The organism is Amycolatopsis sp. AA4 (assembly GCF_002796545.1).
Lineage (GTDB): Bacteria > Actinomycetota > Actinomycetes > Mycobacteriales > Pseudonocardiaceae > Amycolatopsis.
Window position 1 is genome coordinate 7,280,258 of sequence record NZ_CP024894.1, and the last position, 21,647, is coordinate 7,301,904.

The 21,647-nt window shown below is 68.4% G+C and carries 20 protein-coding genes; 6 read left to right on the forward strand and 14 right to left on the reverse strand.

The window, feature by feature from the left end; translation table 11 throughout:
- Nucleotides 1–131: 131 nt before the first annotated feature.
- Nucleotides 132–1,565 (forward strand): alpha/beta hydrolase, encoded by a 1,434-nt coding sequence (locus tag CU254_RS33510; RefSeq protein WP_009083338.1) that lies wholly within the window; start codon nucleotides 132–134, stop codon nucleotides 1,563–1,565.
- 42 nt (nucleotides 1,566–1,607) lie between these two features.
- On the opposite strand, the gene CU254_RS33515 is transcribed toward CU254_RS33510, so the two are convergent.
- From CU254_RS33515 to CU254_RS33545, 7 genes are all read right to left on the reverse strand, one after another.
- The gene (locus CU254_RS33515; protein ID WP_037715656.1) at nucleotides 1,608–3,323 is read right to left on the reverse strand and encodes a S8 family serine peptidase; all 1,716 of its coding nucleotides are present in this window, start codon (nucleotides 3,321–3,323) and stop codon (nucleotides 1,608–1,610) included.
- An 83-nt stretch (nucleotides 3,324–3,406) separates the two neighbouring features.
- Nucleotides 3,407–4,405: an ABC transporter ATP-binding protein gene (locus CU254_RS33520; RefSeq protein ID WP_009083340.1), complete on the reverse strand. Its 999-nt coding sequence runs from the start codon at nucleotides 4,403–4,405 to the stop codon at nucleotides 3,407–3,409.
- On the reverse strand, nucleotides 4,398–5,423 hold the full coding sequence (locus CU254_RS33525) for an ABC transporter ATP-binding protein (RefSeq protein WP_009083341.1): 1,026 nt from the start codon (nucleotides 5,421–5,423) through the stop codon (nucleotides 4,398–4,400). The genes CU254_RS33520 and CU254_RS33525 overlap by 8 nt, the downstream gene beginning before the upstream one ends.
- A gap of 5 nt (nucleotides 5,424–5,428) precedes the next feature.
- A complete protein-coding gene (locus CU254_RS33530; RefSeq protein ID WP_009083342.1) occupies nucleotides 5,429–6,385 on the reverse strand; it encodes an ABC transporter permease in 957 nt (318 codons plus the stop codon).
- Nucleotides 6,378–7,304 (reverse strand): ABC transporter permease, encoded by a 927-nt coding sequence (locus CU254_RS33535; RefSeq protein WP_009083344.1) that lies wholly within the window; start codon nucleotides 7,302–7,304, stop codon nucleotides 6,378–6,380. The genes CU254_RS33530 and CU254_RS33535 overlap by 8 nt, the downstream gene beginning before the upstream one ends.
- A gap of 104 nt (nucleotides 7,305–7,408) precedes the next feature.
- The gene (locus CU254_RS33540) at nucleotides 7,409–9,037 is read right to left on the reverse strand and encodes an ABC transporter substrate-binding protein (protein WP_009083347.1); all 1,629 of its coding nucleotides are present in this window, start codon (nucleotides 9,035–9,037) and stop codon (nucleotides 7,409–7,411) included.
- Between the two features lie 205 nt (nucleotides 9,038–9,242).
- Nucleotides 9,243–10,196, reverse strand: a complete 954-nt coding sequence (locus CU254_RS33545) for a Ppx/GppA phosphatase family protein (protein WP_009083349.1) — start codon at nucleotides 10,194–10,196, stop codon at nucleotides 9,243–9,245.
- Between the two features lie 177 nt (nucleotides 10,197–10,373).
- Here CU254_RS33545 and CU254_RS33550 point away from each other — a divergent pair, with 177 nt between their 5' ends.
- Both CU254_RS33550 and CU254_RS33555 read left to right on the forward strand, forming a co-directional pair.
- Nucleotides 10,374–11,111, forward strand: coding sequence for an oxidoreductase (locus CU254_RS33550; RefSeq protein ID WP_009083350.1), 738 nt, complete (start codon nucleotides 10,374–10,376; stop codon nucleotides 11,109–11,111).
- Nucleotides 11,108–11,842 carry an SDR family oxidoreductase gene (locus tag CU254_RS33555; RefSeq protein WP_009083352.1) on the forward strand — a complete coding sequence of 245 codons (735 nt, stop codon included), beginning with the start codon at nucleotides 11,108–11,110 and terminating at the stop codon, nucleotides 11,840–11,842. The genes CU254_RS33550 and CU254_RS33555 overlap by 4 nt, the downstream gene beginning before the upstream one ends.
- Nucleotides 11,843–11,846: 4 nt before the next feature.
- On the opposite strand, the gene CU254_RS33560 is transcribed toward CU254_RS33555, so the two are convergent.
- The 6 genes from CU254_RS33560 to CU254_RS33590 all read right to left on the reverse strand — a co-directional run bounded on the left by CU254_RS33560 (nucleotide 11,847) and on the right by CU254_RS33590 (nucleotide 18,329).
- The gene (locus tag CU254_RS33560) at nucleotides 11,847–12,740 is read right to left on the reverse strand and encodes a LysR family transcriptional regulator (RefSeq protein ID WP_009083354.1); all 894 of its coding nucleotides are present in this window, start codon (nucleotides 12,738–12,740) and stop codon (nucleotides 11,847–11,849) included.
- Nucleotides 12,741–12,800: 60 nt separating this feature from the next.
- Complete coding sequence (locus CU254_RS33565; protein ID WP_063631984.1) at nucleotides 12,801–13,871, reverse strand: lytic transglycosylase domain-containing protein; 1,071 nt, start codon at nucleotides 13,869–13,871, stop codon at nucleotides 12,801–12,803.
- Between the two features lie 883 nt (nucleotides 13,872–14,754).
- Nucleotides 14,755–15,273 (reverse strand): DUF501 domain-containing protein, encoded by a 519-nt coding sequence (locus CU254_RS33575; protein WP_199841106.1) that lies wholly within the window; start codon nucleotides 15,271–15,273, stop codon nucleotides 14,755–14,757.
- A gap of 612 nt (nucleotides 15,274–15,885) precedes the next feature.
- The gene (locus CU254_RS33580) at nucleotides 15,886–16,251 is read right to left on the reverse strand and encodes a septum formation initiator family protein (protein ID WP_078561173.1); all 366 of its coding nucleotides are present in this window, start codon (nucleotides 16,249–16,251) and stop codon (nucleotides 15,886–15,888) included.
- A gap of 193 nt (nucleotides 16,252–16,444) precedes the next feature.
- Nucleotides 16,445–17,731 carry a phosphopyruvate hydratase gene (eno, locus tag CU254_RS33585; protein WP_009083362.1) on the reverse strand — a complete coding sequence of 429 codons (1,287 nt, stop codon included), beginning with the start codon at nucleotides 17,729–17,731 and terminating at the stop codon, nucleotides 16,445–16,447.
- Nucleotides 17,732–17,846: 115 nt separating this feature from the next.
- Entirely contained in the window at nucleotides 17,847–18,329 is a 483-nt protein-coding gene (locus CU254_RS33590; RefSeq protein ID WP_037715661.1) for a glyoxalase/bleomycin resistance/extradiol dioxygenase family protein, read from the reverse strand.
- A gap of 70 nt (nucleotides 18,330–18,399) precedes the next feature.
- On the opposite strand from CU254_RS33590, the gene CU254_RS33595 reads away from it, so the two are divergent.
- The gene (locus CU254_RS33595; protein ID WP_009083365.1) at nucleotides 18,400–18,804 is read left to right on the forward strand and encodes a tetratricopeptide repeat protein; all 405 of its coding nucleotides are present in this window, start codon (nucleotides 18,400–18,402) and stop codon (nucleotides 18,802–18,804) included.
- Between the two features lie 206 nt (nucleotides 18,805–19,010).
- A complete protein-coding gene (locus CU254_RS33600; RefSeq protein ID WP_009083367.1) occupies nucleotides 19,011–19,193 on the forward strand; it encodes a hypothetical protein in 183 nt (60 codons plus the stop codon).
- A gap of 531 nt (nucleotides 19,194–19,724) precedes the next feature.
- Here CU254_RS33600 and CU254_RS33605 read toward each other — a convergent pair.
- Nucleotides 19,725–20,525 (reverse strand): hypothetical protein, encoded by an 801-nt coding sequence (locus CU254_RS33605; RefSeq protein WP_009083368.1) that lies wholly within the window; start codon nucleotides 20,523–20,525, stop codon nucleotides 19,725–19,727.
- A gap of 269 nt (nucleotides 20,526–20,794) precedes the next feature.
- Here CU254_RS33605 and efeU point away from each other — a divergent pair, with 269 nt between their 5' ends.
- Nucleotides 20,795–21,646 carry an iron uptake transporter permease EfeU gene (gene efeU / locus CU254_RS33610; RefSeq protein WP_009083370.1) on the forward strand — a complete coding sequence of 284 codons (852 nt, stop codon included), beginning with the start codon at nucleotides 20,795–20,797 and terminating at the stop codon, nucleotides 21,644–21,646.
- Nucleotide 21,647: the final 1 nt, after the last annotated feature.

Genomic DNA, 21,647 nt, shown 5'->3' on the forward strand with positions numbered 1-21,647 from the left:
CCTTCCCGTCCCACCGCCGTTTGTCCATCGCGGAAAGGACAACCGTGCGGAAACACGTACTTCTCGTACTCGCCACCGCGGCGTTGACGGTGACGGCGCCCCCAGCGTCCGCCGCTCCCGCGAGATCCGCGGTGAACTGGGGCAAGTGCCCGGCCGACGTCGCTTCCCCGGCGCTGCAGTGCGCGTCGCTGGAAGTGCCGTTGGATTACCGGAATCCGAACGGCAAGAAGATCAAGGTCGAAATCTCCCGGCTGCCCAGCAGCGATCCGGCGAAACGGCGCGGAGTACTGCTGTTCAACCCGGGCGGACCCGGCGGCCCCGGCCTCGCCTTCCCGTCGCAGCTGACCCAGCTCGGCCTCCCGGCGAGTCTGCTGGCCGAGTACGACTTGATCGGCTTCGACCCGCGCGGCGTCGACCACAGCACTCCGGTGAGCTGCAATCTCACACCGGAGCAGCTGACGATCGCGCCGAAGTATGCGCACAATCCGGCCGAAGTCGTGGAATCCGCAGCGGAGAGCAAGCAGGTCTCGCAGAAATGCGCCGATTCGGCTTCCGCGCCGCTCCTGCCGTACCTCACCACCGCGAACACCGCGCGCGACATGGACCAGATCCGCGCCGCACTCGGCGAGGCAAAGATCTCCTACTTCGGCCTCTCATATGGCACCTACCTCGGCGGCGTGTACGCCTCGCTGTTCCCAGACCGGACCGACCGCGTCGTCCTAGACAGCGTGCTCGGGCCGGATGGCTACGACATCACCGCAGCCCGGCGTTTCGGCGAAGGAATGCAAGACCGCTTCCCGGACTTCGCAAAATGGGCCGCGGCACGCAATCCATGTTACGGCCTCGGCGCGACTCCCGCGGAAGTCACCGCGAACTTCTTCAAACTCGCGGACCAACTCGACCAGCACCCGCTCGGCGGACTCGACGGTTCCCTTTTCCGCTTGGTGACCCACAGCTTCACCTACCAGACCACGGCATTCCCGCGGCTGGCGCAGCTGTGGCAAACCCTCCTCGCCGGGCAGACTCCCCCGCCTGACGCGTTGCCGGGCACAGAAGGTCCGGTGCAGAGCGAGGTCGGCACGATGCTTTCGGTAGTGTGCGGGGACCACGCGTGGCCCCGGCAGATTTCGACCTATCAGCGGAACGTCGCGCACGACCGGGCCGCCTATCCGATGCTCGGCGGCGCGACCAGGAACATCTGGCCGTGCGCATTCTGGCCTTACCCGCCGAAGGAATCGGCAGTCCAGTTCAGCGACCAGGGACCGTCGAACCTGTTGCTGGTCCAGAATATGCGCGACCCGGCGACCCCGCTGTCCGGCGCGTTCGACACGCGCGAAGCGTTCGGTGGCCGAGCACGAATGGTCACTGTGGACCAAGGCGGCCACGGCGTCGGTCTCCCCTATCTGAACAGCTGCGGCTTCAACGCCGTCATCGATTATCTCGCGCACGGCGTCCGTCCGGCGACCGACAAATTCTGCGCCGCCGAAGCGAACTCGACCCGAACGCTCACCCCGCAACAACAACAAGCCGCCGACAAGATCACCGACCTGCTGCGCCGACACTGAAATAGGCGGTGAGGCGGAACAACCCGCCCCACCGCCGCTCGATCAGCGCAGGAACGCCGAACCCCGCGTCACCGCGGAATAGGCGTCCACCGCACCATGTCCGTAGAACCCGTTGAACGACGCGTCACCAACGCAGGTCGCCGTGAACGAAGCGTCGCGGCCCTCCTTGAGGTAATCGACCGTCCGCGGCACCGGGCACGCGATCGGCGCGGCCGTGCCTTCCAGCACCCGCTGCACCGCATCCGGATCCATCGAAACCGAATGTCCGGTCTTCTTGCCGTACTGGGAAATGATCAGCGCCGCGACCCCGGTCGCGTGTGGAGCGGCCATCGACGTCCCTTGCAGCCACTGGTAATAGCCGACCCGGCCGTCCGGTGCCGTCGCCTTCTGCACGCCGAGCGCGACGCCGGCCGGAGTCACATTGCCCGCCGCGTCGATGTTCCCTTCTGCCACACCGACATTGCGCGGGTACGTCGACAGGATCTCGTTCTCCACCGTCCGGTACCACGGCGTGCCGTAACCGTCACGGAAGTAGCCGCCCGGCGCGGAAACGGAGATCTGCTCGGTCCCGTAGTTCGAGTAATCCGCCTTCGCCTGCGTCGGCCCGAAAGAGCCGACCCCGATGGTGTGCGGACCTTCGACCGGCAGCGAGAAGCACGAGGAATTGTCGATCTTGCGCGGATGAGTCCCGTTCGCCGGATAGTCCGGGCTCGTGACGTCGTCGTGCGGCGCGGCCAGCTCGTCGTGCTGGTTGCCGAGCGCGACCACCATCGTCACGCCCTTGCCGTGCGCGTAGTTCAACGCCCGCGTGGTCGCTTCGATGATCGTGCGCTGTTCCGCTTGCTCCACGGCCGAATCCGCCGGGTTCGAACGGCAGTTGTACAGCCACGGGTCCACGTAGAAGCTCATGTTGACGACGTCGAGTCCCGCGTCGCCGGAATACGTCAGCGCGTCGACCGTCGGCTGCAGGAAGAAGTATCCGGAATCCTGACCCGCGCGGACGTTCACCAGCGTCACGTTCGGCGCCACGCCGGACACGCCGAATCCGTTGGCAGCCGCGGCGATCGTGCCGGCGACGTGCGTTCCGTGGCCGTTGTCGTCGTGGTCCACCGGGTCGACGCAGCCGCGGTATTCGCACGGCCCGTCCACCACGGTGCCGTTGACGTCCGCGACGATGTCCTTGGTGAAGTTGCGCGAATCGGCCTTGTCGAAGTTCGGCGCGATGTCCGGGTGACTGCCGTCGACGCCGGTGTCGATGATGCCGACCTTCACCCGCTTGTCGCCCGCCTGTTTGGTGCGCGCGAGGTCGGAGCGGGTCGATTTGAGGCCCCAGAGCTGGTCGTCCAGCGGGTCGGTGCCGACCGCCTTGTTCGCCGCTGCCTTGCGCGACACGCTGCCGCGGCCTTCCTTCTCGACCGCGTCCGGCTTCTCCTTCTTGCCCGCCTTCGGCGCGCTGCCGATCGCTTTCGCCTTCGCCGCACCGAATACCGCTCGGTTGGCCGAAACCCGCTCAGCGAAGCCGGAAGCGGGCGCGGTGGCGGTGATGAGCCCGACGGCGGTGTTGGTCGCGACGATCGTGCCGCCCGCGTCGCGCACGGCCTGCTGCGCGGCGGCGACGCTCTGGCCGTCCCGCGCCAGGACGCTGAATTCCGTTACCGGTCCAGCCGGTTGGGCCGACGCCGCTCCAACGGCGACGCCGGACACCGCACCGAACAATGGCACCGCGAGTGCCACTGCGAGCAATCTTGGTCTTTTCACGAGTCCTCCTCACGAAAACCGACACTGCAACGTACATAGCGGACACTGCGTGCGGCAATCGGCAAACCGGAGGAATCGCCTCGTTACGGAACCACCGACTTCACCTCGGCGAAGTGACAAGCCGACAGATGCCCGTCGGTCCGCGGTTCGAGCTTCGGCGTCTCCGTCGCGCAAATGTCGGCGGCTTTCCAGCACCGCGTCCGGAAACGGCAACCCGACGGCGGATCGATCGGGCTCGGCACGTCACCCTCCAGCCGGATCACCTGCCGCTGCCCGCGCACCGCCGGGTCGGCGACCGGCACCGCCGACAGCAACGCCTGGGTGTACGGATGGGACGGTCGCTCGTAAATCTCGTCCTCGGTGCCGATTTCGACGATCTTGCCGAGGTACATCACCGCGACCCGGGTGGACAGGTGCCGCACCACCGAGAGGTCGTGCGCGATGAACACATAGGACAGTCCGAACTCGCCCTGCAGTTCCCCGAGCAGGTTCATCACCTGCGCCTGGATCGAAACGTCCAAAGCGGACACCGGCTCGTCGCAGATGATCACCTTGGGCCGCAACGCCAGCGCCCGCGCGATCCCGATGCGCTGCCGCTGCCCGCCGGAGAACTGGTGCGGATACCGGTTCACGTGCTCGGGGTTGAGCCCGACCACCTCCAGCAGCTCCTGCACCTTCTTCGCCCGCGAACCCTTCGGCGCGACATCGGTGTGGATCTCGAACGGCTCGCCGACGATGTCGCCGACGGTCATCCGCGGATTCAGCGACGTGTACGGATCCTGCAGCACGATCTGGATTTCCCGGCGCATGCGCCGCAGTTCCGCTCCGCGCGCCTTGAACAGGTCGCGCCCCTCGAACGTCGCACTGCCGCTGGTCGGCTCCTCCAGGCGCATCAGCACCTGAGCGAGCGTCGACTTGCCGCAGCCGGATTCCCCGACCACGCCGAGGGTTTCGCCCGGCTGCAGGTCGAAGGACACGCCGTCAACGGCCTTGACCTGCCCGATCGTCTTCTTGAACAACACGCCCGCGCGCACCGGGAAATGCTTGACCAGCTCGCGCACGCTCAGAATCGGCTCACCCACGGCTCTCCACCACCTCCTCGGCGAAGTGACACGCGCTGACCCGGCCGAACCCGAGCGCGTGCGAGGACGGCCGCTCGTCGCGGCACCGCTGCTCAGCCCGCTTGCAGCGCGGATGGAACGGACATCCGGACGGAATGTCGAGCAGGCTCGGCGGCAGGCCCTTGATCGTTTCCAGGGTCTGTCCCTTGAGGTCGAGCCGGGGCAGCGAATCCATCAGCGCGGCGGTGTAGGGATGCCCCGGCGAGCTGAACAGTTCCCGCACGTCGGCCTGCTCCACGATCCGCCCCGCGTACATCACCGCGATCCGGTCCGCGACCTCCGCGACCACACCGAGGTCGTGCGTGATGAGGACGAGCCCCATCCGCCGTTCCCGCTGGATGTCCGCGAGCAGGTCCATGATCTGCGCCTGCACGGTCACGTCGAGCGCGGTCGTCGGCTCGTCCGCGATGAGCAGATCCGGGTCGAGCGCCAGTGACATCGCGATCATCGCGCGTTGCCGCATCCCGCCGGAGAACTGGTGCGGGTAGTCCTTCACCCGCCGCTCCGCCGCCGGGATCCGCACCAGGTCGAGCAGTTCGATCGCCCGCTTGCGCGCGTCCTTTTTGGACATGCCCAGCCGGACCCGCAGCTGCTCCTCGATCTGGAATCCGACGGTGAACACCGGGTTCAGCGCCGAAAGCGCGTCCTGGAAGATCATCGCGATCTCCGCGCCGCGCACCTCCCGCCGCCGGTCCGCCGACGCGGTGAGCAAGTCCTCGCCGCGATAACGGATCGAACCGGCGGTGATCACACCCGGCGGGGTGTCGAGGATTCCCATGATGGTCTGCGCGGTGACGCTCTTGCCGGAGCCCGATTCGCCGAGCACGGCAAGGGTTTCCCCGGCGTGCACCGAGTACCCGACTCCGTTGAGCACGTTGGCCACGCCGTCGGAGGTGCGGAACTCCACGTGCAGGTCTTCGACCTCGAGCAGCAGTTCGTTCTCCGCCGTCGGACCAGGTGAACTGGACACTGTGGACATTGCGGCTACCTCGACTTCGGGTCGAGCGCGTCGCGGATACCGTCGCCGAGCATCACGAACGCGAGCACGGTGATGGTGACGAACGCACCGGGGAACAGGAGCATGTGCGGGACCGCGCGGAAGTAGTCGCGCGCGTCGCTGATCATGACGCCCCACGACACCACCGGCGGCCGCACGCCGATGCCGAGGTACGCCAGCGTCGCCTCGGCCCCGATAGCCGCGCCGAGCGCGATCGTGGCGTACACGAGCACCGGCGCGAGCGTGTTCGGCAGCAGGTGCCGGAACACGATCCGCGGAGTGCTCGCACCGAGCGCGCGGGCCGCCTTCACGTAGTCCAGCTGCTTGGCCACCAACGTCGCGGACCGCATGATGCGCATCGCCACCGGCCAGGTCAGCACCGCGATCGAGCACACTACCTGCACGATGATGGTGACCTGCCCGGGATTCGTGCCGGGCGCGTTGAACGTGGTCAGGATGACGATCGCGCCGAGCACGAACGGAAGACCGGCGAAGATGTCGCCGAGCCTCGAGAGCAGGCTGTCGACGATCCGGCCGTAATAGCCAGCGACGATGCCGATCAGCGATCCGAAAAGGACAGTCAACAGCGTCGCGAAAACGCCGACCAGAAGCGACGCCCTCGCCCCGTAAATGGTCCGCGCGTAGACGTCGTAGCCCTGGTTGTCGTAGCCGAACCAGGCGTCCGCGGACGGGCCCTCGTTGGCGTGGGTCAGGTCGCTGTACCCGGCCGGACGGTGCGAGAACAGCCCCGGCGCGATCGCGATCAGCACGACCAGCAGGATGATCAACGCGGAGATGACGAACGTCGGCTTGCGGCGCAGCTGCCGCCACGCGTCGCCCCACAGACTGCGCGGTTTCTTCGGGCCGGCGTCGGCCGAGCTGTCCACATGCGACAGCTGTGCCGCGTCGACCCCTCCGCCGCCGACGAGATTCGGGTCAGTCATAACGGATCCTCGGGTCGAGAACGGCGTAGAGCAGGTCCACGATCAGGCTCATCAGCAGATACACCACCACCAGCAGCACGACGACGCCGACGACGGTCGCGCTTTCCCGGTTCTGGAGGCCGCGGAAGATCAGCCCGCCGAGACCGTTGATGTTGAACACGCCCTCGGTCACGATCGCGCCGCCCATCAGCGCGCCGAGGTCGGTGCCCAGGAAGGTCAGTACCGGGATCACCGAGTTGCGCAGCAGGTGAATGCCGATGACCCGGCTGTTGGGCTGTCCCTTGGCGATGGCGGTGCGGATGTAGTCGGCGTGCCGGTTCTCCGCGATCGACGTTCTCGTCAGCCGCGCGACATAAGCCATCGACAGGCTGCCGAGCGCGATGCCGGGCACGATCAGCTCGCCGATGCTCGGATCGTCCGAGACGCTGGCGTCGATGATGCCCAGGTTCACGCCGAGCACGATCTGCAGCACGATCGCGGTGACGAACACTGGCAGCGAGATCAGGAACGTCGTCGAGACCAGCACCAGGTTGTCGAGGAAACCCTTGCCGCGCAAGCCGGTCAGCACCCCGGCGGTGAGGCCGATGACCGCCTCGATGAGCACCGCGACGAGCGCGAGGCGCAGCGTGATCGGGTAGGACGTGGCGATCATGTCGCCGACCGAGGAGCCGTTGAACGTCTCGCCCCAGTCGCCGCTGAACAGGCTCCCGAGGTATTTGAAGTACTGGACGATCAGGTTGTCGTTGAGGTGGAACTTCTCGGTCATCAGGTCGATATAGGCCTGCGGACAGGCTTGCTGCCCGCATTTTCCGGAGAACGGGTCCCCGGGCACGGCCCACACCAGTGCGTAGATCAGGAAGGTGGTGCCGAAGAACACCGGGATCAGCTGGAGCAGGCGACGCAGGACGTAGCGGATCATGCGTGGTTCCTAGGAGTGCGCGCCGGGCTCGTGAGTGCCCGCGCCGGCTTGTGGCCTGCGCGAACACTCACGAGCCGCGTGGTGGGAACGGACGAGTCAGCGCATCACTTCTTGAGGACCTCGACCGACGAGTAGTCCGCGCGGCGGCGGAAGTCGAGGACCACGGTCTTCGTGTGCTTCGACTTGGCCGCGACGCCCTTCTCGTCCCACACCGGGATCGAGGGCAGGTCCTTCGCGATCAAGTCCTCGGCTTGCTGGTACAGCTTGACCGCGGCGTCCTTGTCCGCCGTCGAGTCGGCCTGCTTCAGCAGAGCGTCGACCTGCGGGTTGGAGTACGTCGAGTCGTTCGACGAGGCCCCGGTCCGGTACAGCGGGTTGAGGAAGTCCTCAATGGACGGATAGTCCGCCGACCAGTCGGAACGGCCCATGCCGGTCAGCTTGTGCCCGGTCACGATGCTGCGCCACTGGCCGAAGTCGGTCGCCGGAACGAAATCGCATTCGACGCCGAGGGTGTTCTTGATGCTGTTGCACGCGGCCACCAGCGGTTCCTTGCGGCCGCCGTCGGCGTTCGACGCGATGGTGAGCTTGCCCTTGAACCCGGACTTCGCGAAGAGTTCCTTCGCCTTCTCCGGGTTGAACTTGCAGTACTCGCCGCACACGCCGGGACGGAAGCCCGCGATGCCCTGCGAGACATAGCTGTCCGCCGGCACGTAGGTGTCGTGCATGACCGTCTTGGTGATCTGCGCGCGGTCGATCGCCATCGAGATCGCCCGGCGCAGGTCGAGGTTGTTGTAGCCGGGCACGTAGTACGGCACCGCGATCGTGCTGATTCCCAGCAGGTGCCCGGTGACCAGGTTGTCCTTGAGGTCGGTCTTGTACTTCTCCGCGGTGAGCGCGGACGGCGGCAGCGTCTCGATGAAGTCGAGCTTGTTGCTCAGCAGGTCCTGGTACGCGGTTTCCTGGCTCGCGTAGATCTTGACGTCCAGGTCCTTGAACTTGACCTTGTCCGGACCCTGGTAGTCGTCGAACCGGGTCAGCTTGATGTCCACGTTCGGCGTGCGGCTGACGAACTTCATCGGGCCGTTGCCGATCGGGTGCTTCGCGAAGGCGTCGGGGTCCTTGAAAAAGGAGTCCGGCAGCGGCGCGAACGCGCTGTAGCCGATCTTGGTGGTGAACACCGAGAACGGCGCTTCGAGCGTCACCTGGAACTCGTAGTCGCCCTTGACCTGCAGGCCGGACATCTTGTCCGTGGTCGGCTTCGCCGCCTTGTCGGCCGGGTGGACGTCGGCGTAGCCCTGGATGTTCTCGAAGAACGTGCTGTTGATCTGGCCGTTCGCCGAGTTGGCCCCGTAGTTCCAGGCGTCGACGAAGTTCTTCGCCTTGACCTCGGTGCCGTCGTGGAACTTCCAGCCGTGCTTGATCTTGATGTCGTAGACCTTGGAATCGGTCGTGGTGATCGAATCCGCCATCAGGTTGAACGGTTCGCCGCTGTCGCCCTTGTACGCGACGAGACCGGAGAACATCGGGTCGACGGCCTTGGAACCGCCGAGCTCGTTGGTGTTCGTGGGGATCAGCGTGTTCTGCGGTTCCGTCCCGTAGACCGTGAAGGTCCCGTTCGGATCCGCTTCTCCCGACGACCCGCTGCTGGATCCGCCGCCCCCACAGGCAGTCAGGAGCAGCGACAAGGTTGTCACGACCGCGGCCGCGCTCCAGAGCCTGGATGAACCCCGCATGTCCCCTCCGTTTCTCGCGTCCGAATAGCGAGATGGAGGCTAGCTGGATCAGCCCTTCGTAACCGGATCACCGGGTTGCACCTGAATAACAACACCGCTCATCACCCGGTCAGCTCACAACTAACTGCGCTTGATGACTTTCGGTGGTTTTGGTACGGGTTTGGCCGCCGGATGCGCGCCCGGTGATCTCGGTGTCGCGGAGCGTTCAGGCGAGCGACAAGGCGATCCCGTCCAGGATGTCGTGCTCGCTGACCACCAGCTGGTCCGGACCACCGCGCGCGGCGAGTTCCTCCGCGAGCACCTGGACGACGACCGCGCCGCCGCCGATCACGTCGACCCGGCCGGGGTGGATCACCGGATTCTCGGCGCGGGTCGCGCGGTCGGACGCGAGGAGCTGCCCGGCGAGTTCGTCGATCTGGCCGTGCGTCAGCTTCGACAGGTGCACGCGCTCGGAGTCGTACTCGGGAAGGCCGAGCGAAACGGCTGACAACGTGGTCACGGTGCCGGCGACGCCGATCCAGGTGCGGGCCTTCGCGACGTCCACGACGTCGAACGCCTCGGCGAGGATGCCGCGGGCCAGTTCGCGGGCGGCGGCGATCTCGTCGGCGGTCGGCGGGTCGTCCTTCAGCGCACGCTCGGTGATCCGGACGCAGCCGATGTCGACGGATTTCGCGGCGGTCACCTCGGCCTCGCGGCCGTTCCAGGTGCCGAGCACGAGTTCGGTGGAGCCGCCGCCGACGTCGACGACCACGAACGGCCCGTCGTCCGGGTCCTGCTCGCCGACCGCGCCGGTGAAGGACAGCCGGGCTTCCTCGTCGCCGCTGATCACCTCGGCCTCGACGCCGAGCGTTTCGCGGGTCATCGCGAAGAACTCGTCGCGGTTGCTCGCGTCGCGCGTCGCGGAGGTGGCGACCATGCGCACCTTCTCGACGCCCTTGCGCCGCGCGGCGACGGTGTAGTCCGCGAGCGCGGCGCGGGTGCGCTCGAGCGCTTCCGGCGCGAGCCTGCCGGTGGCGTCGACGCCCTGGCCGAGCCGCACGATGCGCATCTCGCGGTGCAGGTCGCGCAGGTCGACCGTGCCGTCGTGGCGCGGCGTCAACTCGGCGACGAGCAGACGGATGGAGTTGGTCCCACAGTCGATCGCAGCTACCCGAGGCATGGGTCCGACTTTACTTGGTCTCCGGCGCTTCGCCGGACAGGCGGGCATAGGCGGGCCCTATGCCGCCTCGCCGACATTTGGTCTTTGCCTTTGCCTCTTTTCCGGATCTACGGTGGACGTGTTCGCCGCATTTTCCTTCGCGGCGGTTCTTTCTCCATTATCGAGAGGTTTATTGGCATGCCCGATTACGGGATTGCGGGAAAGCGCGCGGTCGTCACCGGCGGTTCCCGCGGAATCGGCGCGGCGATCGTGGCGCAATTGCTGGCTGCGGGCGCGACCGTGCTCACCACCGCCCGCTCCGCTGCGCCGGTGCCGGACGGGGCGTCCTTCGTCGAGGCCGACGTCCGCACCCCGGCCGGCGCCCAGACGATCGCGTCCGCCGCTGAAGAAGTCCTCGGCGGCGTCGATCTGCTGGTCCACAACGCGGGCGGCGCGCGTCCGCACCCGAGCGCCTTGGCCATTCCCGACGACGAATGGCAGGACGCGCTGTCGGTGAACCTGCTGGCCGCGATCCGTCTGGACGCGCTGCTCGCCCCGGGCATGCGGGACCGCCGATCGGGCGCGATCGTGCACGTCTCGACCGCCGCGATCCGGCCGCCTTTCCCGCCGTTCTTGCACTATGTGGCAGCGAAAACCGCACTGGAGGCGTACAGCCGAGGCTTGGCCGCCGAACTGGCCCCGTCCGGAGTCCGGGTCAACGCCGTGTCCCCCGGCCGGACCGCCACCCCCGGCGGCTTGGCGACGCGCGAACAGTGGGCGAGCCTGTCGCCCGGCTTCGCGCTCCCCGAAGTCCCGCTGGGCCGCGACGGTGAACCCGACGACATCGCCAACGCCGTGCTGTTCCTGCTGTCCGACCAGGCGAGCTGGCTGACCGGAAGCGGCCTGGCCGTCGACGGGGGCGAATACCCGCGATGAATGCTTATCAGGGCAAAACCGCGGTCATTACCGGCGGCAGCACCGGAATGGGTTTCGCTACCGCGAAATTGTTCGCCGACAGCGGCGCTCGCGTAATCATCACCGGCCGTTCTCAATCCCGTTTGGACACGGCTTTGGCTCAGCTCGGCGAGGATGCGCTGGCCGTCCGCGGCGATGTGGCGTCGCTCTCCTCGCTGGAGGCGCTGGCGGAACAGGTGCCCGGCCCGGTCGACGCCCTGTTCGTCAACGCCGGGATGGCCCGGACGGCACCGTTCGAATCGGTCACCGAGGAGGAGTTCGACGAGCAGTTCGGGGTCAACGTCAAGGGCGCGTACTTCACCGTGCAGAAGCTCGCGCCGCTGCTGCGCTCCGGAGCTGGCGTCGTGCTGACCACCTCGACCGCGAACGTCCTGGGCCTGCCGGAAACGAGCGTCTATTCGGCAAGCAAGGCCGCACTGCGGTCGATGGCCCGCACGCTCGCCGCCGAACTGCTCCCGCGCGGCGTCCGGGTCAACGCGATCAGCCCCGGTCCCATCGACACCGAGATCCTCGAAGCCGGGATGTCGGCCGAGGAAGCCGCGCGGTTCAAAGCGGCCCGAGCCGCGGCGAACCCGATGAAACGGCTGGGCACCCCCGACGAGATCGCCCGCGCCGTCGCCTTCCTCGCCTTCGACGCCACCTTCACCACCGGCATCGAACTGGTCGTAGACGGCGGCGACACGCAGCTCTGAGGTGTCAGGCGGCCGGGGACACCGGCTGTTCCCAAGTCTCCTGCCGCAGAAACTCGAGCAACGCCATCTCCGCGGGCCCCGCGCCGGGCCGCACCGCCGCGACCACGGGCTGGGACACGACCGGAAACACCGGCCGGACGAGGTGCTCGTGCCCTTCCGGCACCGCTGACGCCGGAACGAGCGTCACTCCCAGCCCGTGCGCGGCCCAGCGCACCGCCGTCGAGGTCTGCGACACGCGCGCGACCGCGGTCGGCTTCAATCCGTTGTCGCGCAACACTTCGGTGAGGAATCCGTCGAGCGCGCTGTCCGGGTCGAACCGGATCCACTGCTCTTTTTCCAGCTCCCGCAACGAGATCCGGTCCTTCGTGAACAACCGGTGCTTGACCCCGAGGACGACCACGAACTCCTCGTCGCCGAGATGATGTCCCTCGTACAGCCCCTCGTCACACGCCGAGCCGAGCAGCGCGAGATCCAGCACCCCGCGCCGCGCGAGCTGCTCCAGCTCAGCCGGATTCGGCTCCTCGAAAACGGTCGCTGCCAACTGCGGGTACTTGCGCCGCAGCGCAGCCAACGCTCCCGGCAACTGGCGAGTCCCCAACCCCATCTGCGCCGCGACGAGCAACTCGCCGACCAGTTCGTCCGCACCCGCCCTCGCGGTCGCCTGCGCCCGGCGCGCGGCCCGCACCGCCACCTCGGCGTCGCGGAGAAACGCCCGCCCGACGACGGTCGGCACCAGCCCGGTCGGCGTACGGGAGAAGAGCTGCACGCCGAGTTCCCGCTCGAGCCCGCGAATCTGCTGCGAAACGGACGGCTGAGCGACATGAAGCAGCTCAGCCGCGGCGGTCACCGACCCCGCCTCGGCGACCGCCAAGGCGTACTCGAACTGACGAAGACTCATCGTCTCCCCCTGCTTTGTAATGGTGTAATCGAGGCTACCGGAGGAGCGCTTTCGCTTCCTTCACCCGCCGACCGGCGTCTCGCTCCCCGACGGTGCTCCGCTCGACGACGAGATACAGGTCGGGGTGGTCGGGGTCGTTGGCGAGGTCGTCGTGGTCGAGGCGCTGGATCCGCACGTCGGAGTGCTGGTGCTCGGCGTTTCGCTCGAGGGACTCCCGGACGTGCTGTGCTCGGGCGGCAACCCGGTAGGCCGCACCGAGGGAGCACCAGTAGAGACCGGCAACGACTCGGTAGTCCTCGGCCGGGGTTCCGTCGTGGGCGGCGGCGGCGAATTGGACGCCGTCGGCCCGGGCACCCCGACTGGGCTGTCCGGCACCTGCGCGACGCCCTTCCGATAAGCCTCCGCCCAGAGAATCACGGTGGTGACGTACGCGTCGGAGTTGTTGTAGCGGTATATCGCGGTCCGCAACTGATCCGGATTGGCCAGGTCGAGCCCGCCGGAGCAGAGATAGCGCGCCGCCGCGAGCGAGGCGTCGAAGAGATTGCCGGGATCGGATTTGCCGTCGCCGTTGCCGTCCGCCGCGTAGAGCCGCCAGGTCGCCGGGATGAATTGGAACGGCCCGACCGCCCGATCCCACACCGGATCCTGGTCGAGCACACCGTGATCGGTGTCCGGAATCGCCGCGTACGGCCCGGTCCCGTTGAGCTGCGGCCCGAGGATCGGTTGAAGCGTGGTCCCCGCGGCATCGACATACCCGCCCCGCGCGTGATTCGACTCGATCCGCCCAATGCTCGCGATGAGCGCCCAGTCGATATGACAGCCCGGCTGCTCCTTTCCCAGCACGTCCGCCGCATGCCGATACGCGGCGAGCGCAGTAGCCGGAATCCCGAGCGGCCCGTCCGGAAGGTCATACGCAGGCAAGGGAACCGCCGCGGGCGCGTCGGGCAGCCGCCCGTCGACCGCGACTCCGCGAATCCCCGGGTCGTATCCCTGATCAGGCAAGACGTCCGCCGTATGCACCACCGGCATCCGCCCGACCCACCCGGCGACTACCCCTGCTCCGACGGTCGCCGGAAGCACGCCGAGGACCCCCGCGAGCACCGCGGCCACCGTCCGATGCCGCGAAACCACCCGCCGAACCCGGTAACGCCCCCGCCGCGCCCTCACCCGTACCCACCGAGCCTTGTCCGGCGGCGGGCCGACGAGAACGGCAGTCCTCTTGGGTCCGGTTGTTTCGGAAGGCACGCCTACCGGAGCGGCTGCTGCTTCGACGGTTTCTTCGCCACCGCTGTTGCTCGCGCGATCAACGTCGCCGACAGCCGCTTCGTCTGCTCCTTTGTCGCCGCTGCTCTCTTCGCCAGCAACGTCGGCAACCTCTTCGCCTGTTACCTCGTCGCTGTCGTTCTCCCCGCCAGCGGTCTCAGCAGCCCCTTCGCCCGTTACCTCGTCGCCACTGCGCTCGCCAGACAACTCGCGTCTAGCGACCTCGTCGCCAACACCGCTTTCCTCAGCCGCCTCATCACCACGGCCAGCGCCACCTGATCCAGCACGACCGGCTTCGTCACGAGCTATGCCAGCACCCGCGGTCCCCTCACCCGCGCTGTCCCGGTCGCCCGTCGCGCCTCTGGCGATTTCGACCTCGCCCCTGCCCTCACCATCGGCGGCTTCGTCCGCGGCGCAGTCGCCAACACTGGCATCCTCGCCACCGACCGCATCGGCACTTCCGCCCGCGCCGCCAACTTCTTCCCCGCCAGGACCCGCGGAACCACCGGCAACCCGCTCGCCCGCACCGTCCGCGACCGGCTCGACCTGACCGTCCGCAGCAGGAGACGCCTCAGCGCGCACCGACCGCCGAGATCTGCGTGGCACCCGCAATTTCCGCCCCTCCCCGGCGCGCCCAGCGGTGCACCCGGGCTCGCCTGCTCGGTGTGAAGCTCCGATGCGCGCCGCGAAGCATTCCCACCCAGGCGGGCACCGGCCTCTGCTGTGCCTATCCGCGCCCGAGACCGGAGCGTTACCCGGCGCAGTCGCCCGTCGGCCAGCCCTGTTCGCGGACCCAGGCGAGAGTCTCGTCGCCGAACGGGTTCACTCCCGGTCCGGCGGCGAGCGTGTGCGCGAGGTGGACGTGCAGGCATTTCACCCGCCCGGGCATCCCGCCCGCGGTCACCTGCGTGCCCAGCGATTCGATGGCGTCCCGCTCGGCGAGGTACGTCTCGTGCGTGCGCTGGTAAGCCGCCGCGAGTTCCGGGTCGGTGGTGAGCCGTTCGGTCATTTCCTTCATCACGCCGGACGCCTCCAGCGTGCCCACCATCGACGTCAATCGCGGGCAGGTCAAGTAGTACAACGTCGGGAACGGGGTGCCGTTCTCCAACCGCGGGCTGGTCTGGACCACCGAGGGATGCCCGCTGGGGCACCGCGCGGCCACCGCCCGCAACGCCCGCGGCGGCCGTCCGAGCTGCTGCGCGATGACCTCCCGGTCGGCATCGGTGACGGGCTCGAATCGGGGTGTCTCCGTGCTGCTGTTCACGCTCACCAGGCTAATGCCGCCGCCCGCCCGACCCCTCGCGACCTCCGCCGAAACGGCCGAGTTGTCCACAACCGGCACCCCGTGTGGACAACTCGCCGCGTCGGCCTCCGCCGCCGTCGCGATGTGGTTAGCGTGGAAGGCAGTCGGAGCTTCGCCGCCACATCAAGCCGCCAAACAGAAAGGTCACCCGAGCCATGTGAATGAAACGCCGCCGAACGCTTCACAAATCATGAACCGCCAGTCAGGACGCGGCTGCCCTGGCCTGCACTCAGCCAGCGACACGAGAGCGGAGCGGACGCCACCGAAAAGTCACTATTCGAGGCCCGAATCCCGAGGACTGCGAAGCCTCGATTGTCCAGCCACCAGAACTACCGCACCCACGGCGTTAAGGAGCATGCCCAAGAACGATGATCTCGCCCGGCAACAGGCCGCACGAGTCTCAATTAGCCGACACTCCGGCCCGGCGCGACGGCAATCCCGCGAGACCGGAAGGTCGCCGACCAGCGACCTCGCCCGGTCAGCGATCCCGCCCAACTGCCGCCAACCTTGCCCAGTCGTCGACCCGCCCAGCTGCCGCCGAAACACACCCAGCCGACGACCCGTCGAGCACAGGAAACCTCAACCCCCGGAAACCTGCGCCCACAGGTTCTCGTACCAAGGCGCCTGCGGAGCGGGCTGCTGCCCCGGCTGGGCAGCAGTCGGCGAACCAGGCTGGTCCTCCGGCAGCTGGACCATCCACGGGGTCTCGCCCGGCTTCACGTACCGGAGCCGGCGGCGGGCTTCCGCCTCGATCTGGGCCGGGTCGCTCAGCTGGGCTTTGCGGTCGCGCAGCTGGGCGACCTCGTGCTGGAGCTGGGCTTGCTGCGCTTCCTGGTCGCGGACCTCGGAGCGCTGGGAAAGGTAGGTGCGCAACGGAACCGCGACGGTGAAGGCCAGCGCGCACACCACGATCGCCACCACGGCGGCGCGCCGGGTGGTCGACATGCCGAGCACCTTGGCCGCACCGGAGGCGCGTTTCGCCGCCAGGCCGCGGCGCAGCCGGGCCCTGGTCGTCTCCGTCGTGCCCGCGCCGGTGCGGCGCCGGGCCGAGGCGGGACGGCGGGCCCTGCTGGACCCGCTTCCCGCTGCCCGGCCGCCGCGACGGCTGCGCGCCCTCCCCCGGTCGGCCATGTGCCCCTCAGGCCTCCGCGCTGAACCGCGGGAAGGCGAGGTCGCCGGCGTAGCGCGCGGCGTCCGCGAGGGTTTCCTCGATGCGCAGGAGCTGGTTGTACTTCGCGATCCGCTCGCCGCGCGCCGGGGCCCCGGTCTTGATCTGGCCGACGCCGGTGGCGACCGCGAGGTCGGCGATGAAGGTGTCCTCGGTCTCGCCGGACCGGTGGCTCATCATCGACTTGTAGCCGTACGACGTGGCGAGCGACACCGCGTCCAGCGTCTCCGACAGCGTGCCGATCTGGTTGACCTTCACCAGCAGCGCGTTCGCCGCGCGGCGGGTGATGCCCTCCTCGAGACGGTCCGGGTTGGTGACGAACAGGTCGTCGCCGACGAGCTGGACCTTGTCGCCGATCTCGGAGGTCAGCTGGACCCAGCCGTCCCAGTCGTCCTCGCTCAGCGGGTCCTCGATGGAGACCAGCGGGTAGTCGCGCAGCAGTTCGCCGTAGTACGCGGACATCTGCTCCGCGCTGCGCTTCGAACCCTCGAAGGTGTAGGCGCCGTCGGAGAAGAACTCGGTCGCGGCGACGTCGAGCGCGAGCGCGACGTCCCGGCCCGGCACGTAGCCCGCCTTCTCGATCGCGGCGAGGATCAGGTCGAGCGCCTCGCGGTTGTTGGCGAGGCTCGGCGCGAAACCGCCCTCGTCGCCGAGGCCGGTGGCCAGGCCGCGGCCCTTCAGCACGGACTTCAGCGCGTGGTACACCTCGGTGCCCCAGCGCAGCGCCTCGCGGAACGACTCCGCGCCGATCGGCGCGATCATGAATTCCTGGATGTCGACGTCGGTGTCGGCGTGCGCACCGCCGTTGAGGATGTTCAGCATCGGCACCGGCAGCACGTGCGCGTTCGGGCCGCCCAGGTAGCGGAACAGCTCCAGCTCGGCCGATTCCGCGGCGGCCTTCGCGACGGCCAGCGAAACCCCGAGGATCGCGTTCGCGCCCAGCCGCGACTTCGCCGGCGTGCCGTCGAGGTCCACCAGCTTCTGGTCGACGATCCGCTGGTCGACCGCGTCGACGCCGACGAGGTCCGGTCCGATCTCGTCGAGCACCGCGGCGACCGCGCGCTCCACGCCCTTGCCGTTGTAGCGGCCGGTGTCCCCGTCGCGCAGCTCGACCGCTTCGTGCTCGCCGGTCGACGCCCCGGACGGCACCGCCGCACGGGCCAGAGTGCCGTCGTCGAGCGCCACCTCCACCTCGACGGTCGGGTTCCCGCGCGAATCGAGAATCTCGCGCGCGCCTACCTGCTCGATGAGAGCCACGCTCTGCTCCTTGGTGGGTCGTGCCTGCGGTGACGCCGCCCAGAGTAACCGCCCAGCGGGTTCACCCGTTGGAGGCCAGGCCGGTGCCGAGCCGTTCCGCTGCGTGTTCCCCAGTTCAGCCGGGCACTTCGCCGGCGTCCTGGTCCTCCGGCCGGACCTCGCGCCACCCCGACGGCAGCTCGACCTGGTCGGTCACCTGCTGCCAGAACGTCCAGCTGTTGCCGCCGGGATCGGCGACGGTGAAAATCCGCGCGCCGTAAGGCTGGTCCTGCGGCGGTTCCGGCGCGGCGTCCTCGCCGAGCGCCGCGGACACGCGCTCGTACTGCGCGTCGACGTCGGTCACGTACACGACGTTCAACTGCCCGACCGGCCCTTCGACCCCCTTGGCCTCCCAGTATTCGGGACCGACCCCGGCCAGCTGCAGGCGCGCGTCGCCCGCACGGAGCGTCGCCTGGAAAACCTCGCCTGCCCCGTCCTCGAAGCGGACTTCCTCGGTGAAGCCGAACACCCTGGTCAGCCACGCGAGCGCGGCGGTCGCATCGCTGTAGTAGAGGTACGGCGCCAGTCCCAGGTAATCGGGTTCCTGATCGCTGCTCATGGCGGAACAGTCCATCACGACTCGTCTGACGGTCGTGCAACGCCCTCCGCGCCGGTATCGTGAAGCGACCATGACGGACGCCGCAGCAGCCCCCGAACCCGACGGCGAATCGCGCTTCCGCAGGTTCCGCAACGCCGAGCATCTGGTCGCCCGGCGCCGCCCGCTCGACGCGCTCAAGGAGCTCGAACCCCTGCTCGCCGACGAGCCGGACAAGCCGAGCGTGCACCTGCTCGCCGGGCGCGCGTACTTCCACTCCGCCCAGCTGCGCCGCGCCGAACGCGCGTTCACCCGCGTGCTGGAGCTCGACCCCACCGACCACTACGCCCGGTTCGTGCTCGGCCGCACCCTCCAGCGCCTCGGCCGTTTGGCCGAGGCGCTGGCACAACTGCGGATGGCGTCGGCGATGAACCCGGTGCCGGAGTACCTCGAGGCGATCAGCGAGGTCAGGGCGAGGATCACGCTCAGCGATCGCTGAGCCTGCCTGCCCCGAACGTGCATCCGCGAAGGCACTCGCGGGCAACCGCCGGATCCAGCATCGTCCCGGCGCGTCTTCTCAGGTGAACGGGGCAGCGGGGAAGCCTGGCCATCCGGCGCTCCGGCTCGGCCACTCGGCCGATCCGGGCAGACCGGGCGAAGCGCGATCCTTGGTGTCATCACAGAGAGCGATTAGAGGAGGCCGACATGACCGCGCTGACCGTGATCGGAGCGACCGCCGGGCTGCTCGTGCTGGTGCTGATGGCGCTGGCGCCGGTACTCGTCGAACTGAACGAACGCTACCCGGTGCAGCCGCGCAAGCAACTGGTGCGCGCCGAGGCACTGCCGCGGAAGACGGTGCGCGCGAGCGCCGCGCTGCCGACCCACTGACTGCTGCCCCGACCGAGCGGGCCGGGGTTTCGGCCGCTCGCCGCGGCTGGGCTGTTGGGTCGTACGCCGCGGCGTAGGACCGGTGCCGAGCTGACCGGCCGAAGATGGGCAGGGTCCGGACGGCCACTGAGCGGATCAGCAGGGGTCGCCGCACCGACCTTCCAGCCACGCCACGGGCGGACACTCCAGCCAGGCTGCGGTCAGGCTTTCCGGCCGCACCGACCTCGGAACTCCAGGCGGGGCACCGGCGGACTCTCGAGCCAAGCCCGGTCGGACGTCCCCGGGGCTTCCGGCCGGGCCGACCTCGGCTCCCCAGCCAGGCGACCGCCGAACTACTCAGCCAAGCCGGGTCAAGCGTTCCCGCCAGGCAACCTCGGGCTGATCAGCCAGGCACCGTTGAAGTTCCGCAGGCTGGCGTCAACGACGAGCAGCCACGACCACCGCGGCCGAACCGGACGCGAGCCGTCCCGCTGGACGAAGCGTTCCCGCCCTGCCGGAGGAGGCAATCCCGTTGAGCCGCAACCAACCCGCTCAGGGCGCCACGCTCTCCGCCGCGTAGGAGTCTGCGGCCGTGAAGACGTCCTGCACGTAGTTCACCGCCGGGTTGTAGAGCAGCATTGCCTTCCACCAACCCGCCGGGACACCCAGGTCGTCGTCGCTGGCGCAGAGGTAGCGGGCGGCGGTGAACGCCGCGTCGTCGAGGTTGCGCGGGTCCGCGGCCTTGCCGTCGCCGTTGGCGCGCTGGGCGTGTTTGTGCCAGGCGTCCGGCATGATCCGCAGCGGGCCGACGCGGTGATCGGCCGTGCGGTCGCCGTCGAGTTTTCCGGCGTCGGTGTCCGGGCCTTCCGCCGGGCCGGGGTTCACCGTCATGGTGCCGTCCGGACCGGGTTTTTCCGTTCCGAACGCGAGATTTCCGATCGCGGCGAGGGTCGCCCACGACAGGTGGCACGACGGTTTCTGCCGTTGCATCCACATTTCCGCACGCCCGTACGCGGCGAGCACTCGTGCGTCCAGCCGCGTCTTTCCGGCGACCCGCGTCGCCCACGCGTCCAGTTCCGCTTGGTCGGACACGAGCGGACGGTCCGGCGGAGCGGCCAGACCGACCCGCGGGGCTTCCGAGCCGGGTTGCGGGCGCGGCTCCGCTTTGGCCGAAACCGGCGGCGGGGCGGCCGCGGCGGGAGGGGCGGGCGGGTTCGGGTTCCGGATTCCGATGGTCACCACCAGCACGACCCCGGTCAGCACCAGGCCCAGCGCGAACGCGATGCGGCTCGGATAGCGGCGCGGCGGACTCGCCGGAGACGGCGTAATAGTCGGCTGAGTGGTATCGGCCACTCGGACAGGTTACTGATGAACCCGCAAGGGGGACGCTGGACTGGGCGAATGGCAAGCGGACGGTTAACTTCGCGCCAGAGCCGCCCAGGTCACACAATTCGTTACGCGCTCCCCCGGCGACGCTCTGACCTGCGGTTACCCTAACCTAACCCAGGCGAGAACGTCAGTTTGCCCGTTTTGCCGGGCCCGCTGAGCGAACTTGCCTCTGGACTTACAGGCAAGCCTTACCTAAAAACATCAGGTCAGGTAAGTCGAAGGAGGGCTGAACAGTGGTGTTTTCGAGCGCGCTCATCGGGCTGCGCGAAGGCCTCGAAGCCGCGCTTGTGGTGAGCATCCTGGTCGCCTTCTTGGTGAAGACCGAGCGACGGCACGCGCTGCGGTTCGTGTGGCCCGGGGTCGGCGCGGCCGTGCTGCTGTCGGTCGGCGTCGGCGCGATCCTCACCTACAGCACCGCGCAGCTGAGTTTCGAGCATCAGGAACTGCTCGGCGGCAGTCTTTCCATCGTCGCGGTCGTCTTCGTCACCGCGATGATCTTCTGGATGCGCAAGGCTTCCCGGCACATCGCGGCCGAACTGCGCGGGAAAATGGAGGACGCGCTCAAGGTCGGCCCGGCGGCGGTGCTGCTGCTGTCGTTCCTCGCGGTGGGTCGCGAAGGGCTCGAAACCGCCGTCTTCTTCTACTCGGCCGTGCAGACCGCGCAGTCCGACACCCTGCAGCCGCTGATCGGGTTCGTGATCGGGATCGCCGCCGCGATCGTGCTCGCGTACCTGCTCTACCGCGGCGCGGTGCGGTTCAACCTGTCGAAGTTCTTCACGATCACCGGCGTGCTGCTGGTGTTCGTCGCCGCCGGCGTCCTCGGCTACGGCCTGCACGACCTGCAGGAAGCCGGGTTCATCCCCGGACTGACCACGCTCGCCTTCGACGCGTCGAGCACGCTGCCGGAAACCTCCTGGTACGGCGCGCTGCTCAAGGGGATCTTCAACTATTCGCAGCAAACCACTGTGCTGCAAGCGATCGCGTGGGTCGTCTACGTGGCGATCGTGCTGCCGCTGTTCCTCAAGCCCGCCCGCAAGAACAAGACCGAGGCGGCTCCGGCCGCCCCGGCCGCCGCCAAGGAGTGAC

Excerpts from the sequence above, each read along its gene's own strand:
- CU254_RS33525 (WP_009083341.1), bottom strand. The coding sequence starts at position 5,423 with ATGTCCACAGTGTCCAGTTCACCTGGTCCGACGGCGGAGAACGAACTG.
- CU254_RS33530 (WP_009083342.1), bottom strand. The coding sequence starts at position 6,385 with ATGACTGACCCGAATCTCGTCGGCGGCGGAGGGGTCGACGCGGCACAG.
- CU254_RS33535 (WP_009083344.1), bottom strand. The coding sequence starts at position 7,304 with ATGATCCGCTACGTCCTGCGTCGCCTGCTCCAGCTGATCCCGGTGTTC.
- CU254_RS33540 (WP_009083347.1), bottom strand. The coding sequence starts at position 9,037 with ATGCGGGGTTCATCCAGGCTCTGGAGCGCGGCCGCGGTCGTGACAACC.
- CU254_RS33545 (WP_009083349.1), bottom strand. The coding sequence starts at position 10,196 with ATGCCTCGGGTAGCTGCGATCGACTGTGGGACCAACTCCATCCGTCTG.
- CU254_RS33550 (WP_009083350.1), top strand. The coding sequence starts at position 10,374 with ATGCCCGATTACGGGATTGCGGGAAAGCGCGCGGTCGTCACCGGCGGT.
- CU254_RS33555 (WP_009083352.1), top strand. The coding sequence starts at position 11,108 with ATGAATGCTTATCAGGGCAAAACCGCGGTCATTACCGGCGGCAGCACC.
- CU254_RS33560 (WP_009083354.1), bottom strand. The coding sequence starts at position 12,740 with ATGAGTCTTCGTCAGTTCGAGTACGCCTTGGCGGTCGCCGAGGCGGGG.
- CU254_RS33580 (WP_078561173.1), bottom strand. The coding sequence starts at position 16,251 with ATGTCGACCACCCGGCGCGCCGCCGTGGTGGCGATCGTGGTGTGCGCG.
- CU254_RS33590 (WP_037715661.1), bottom strand. The coding sequence starts at position 18,329 with ATGAGCAGCGATCAGGAACCCGATTACCTGGGACTGGCGCCGTACCTC.
- CU254_RS33595 (WP_009083365.1), top strand. The coding sequence starts at position 18,400 with ATGACGGACGCCGCAGCAGCCCCCGAACCCGACGGCGAATCGCGCTTC.
- CU254_RS33600 (WP_009083367.1), top strand. The coding sequence starts at position 19,011 with ATGACCGCGCTGACCGTGATCGGAGCGACCGCCGGGCTGCTCGTGCTG.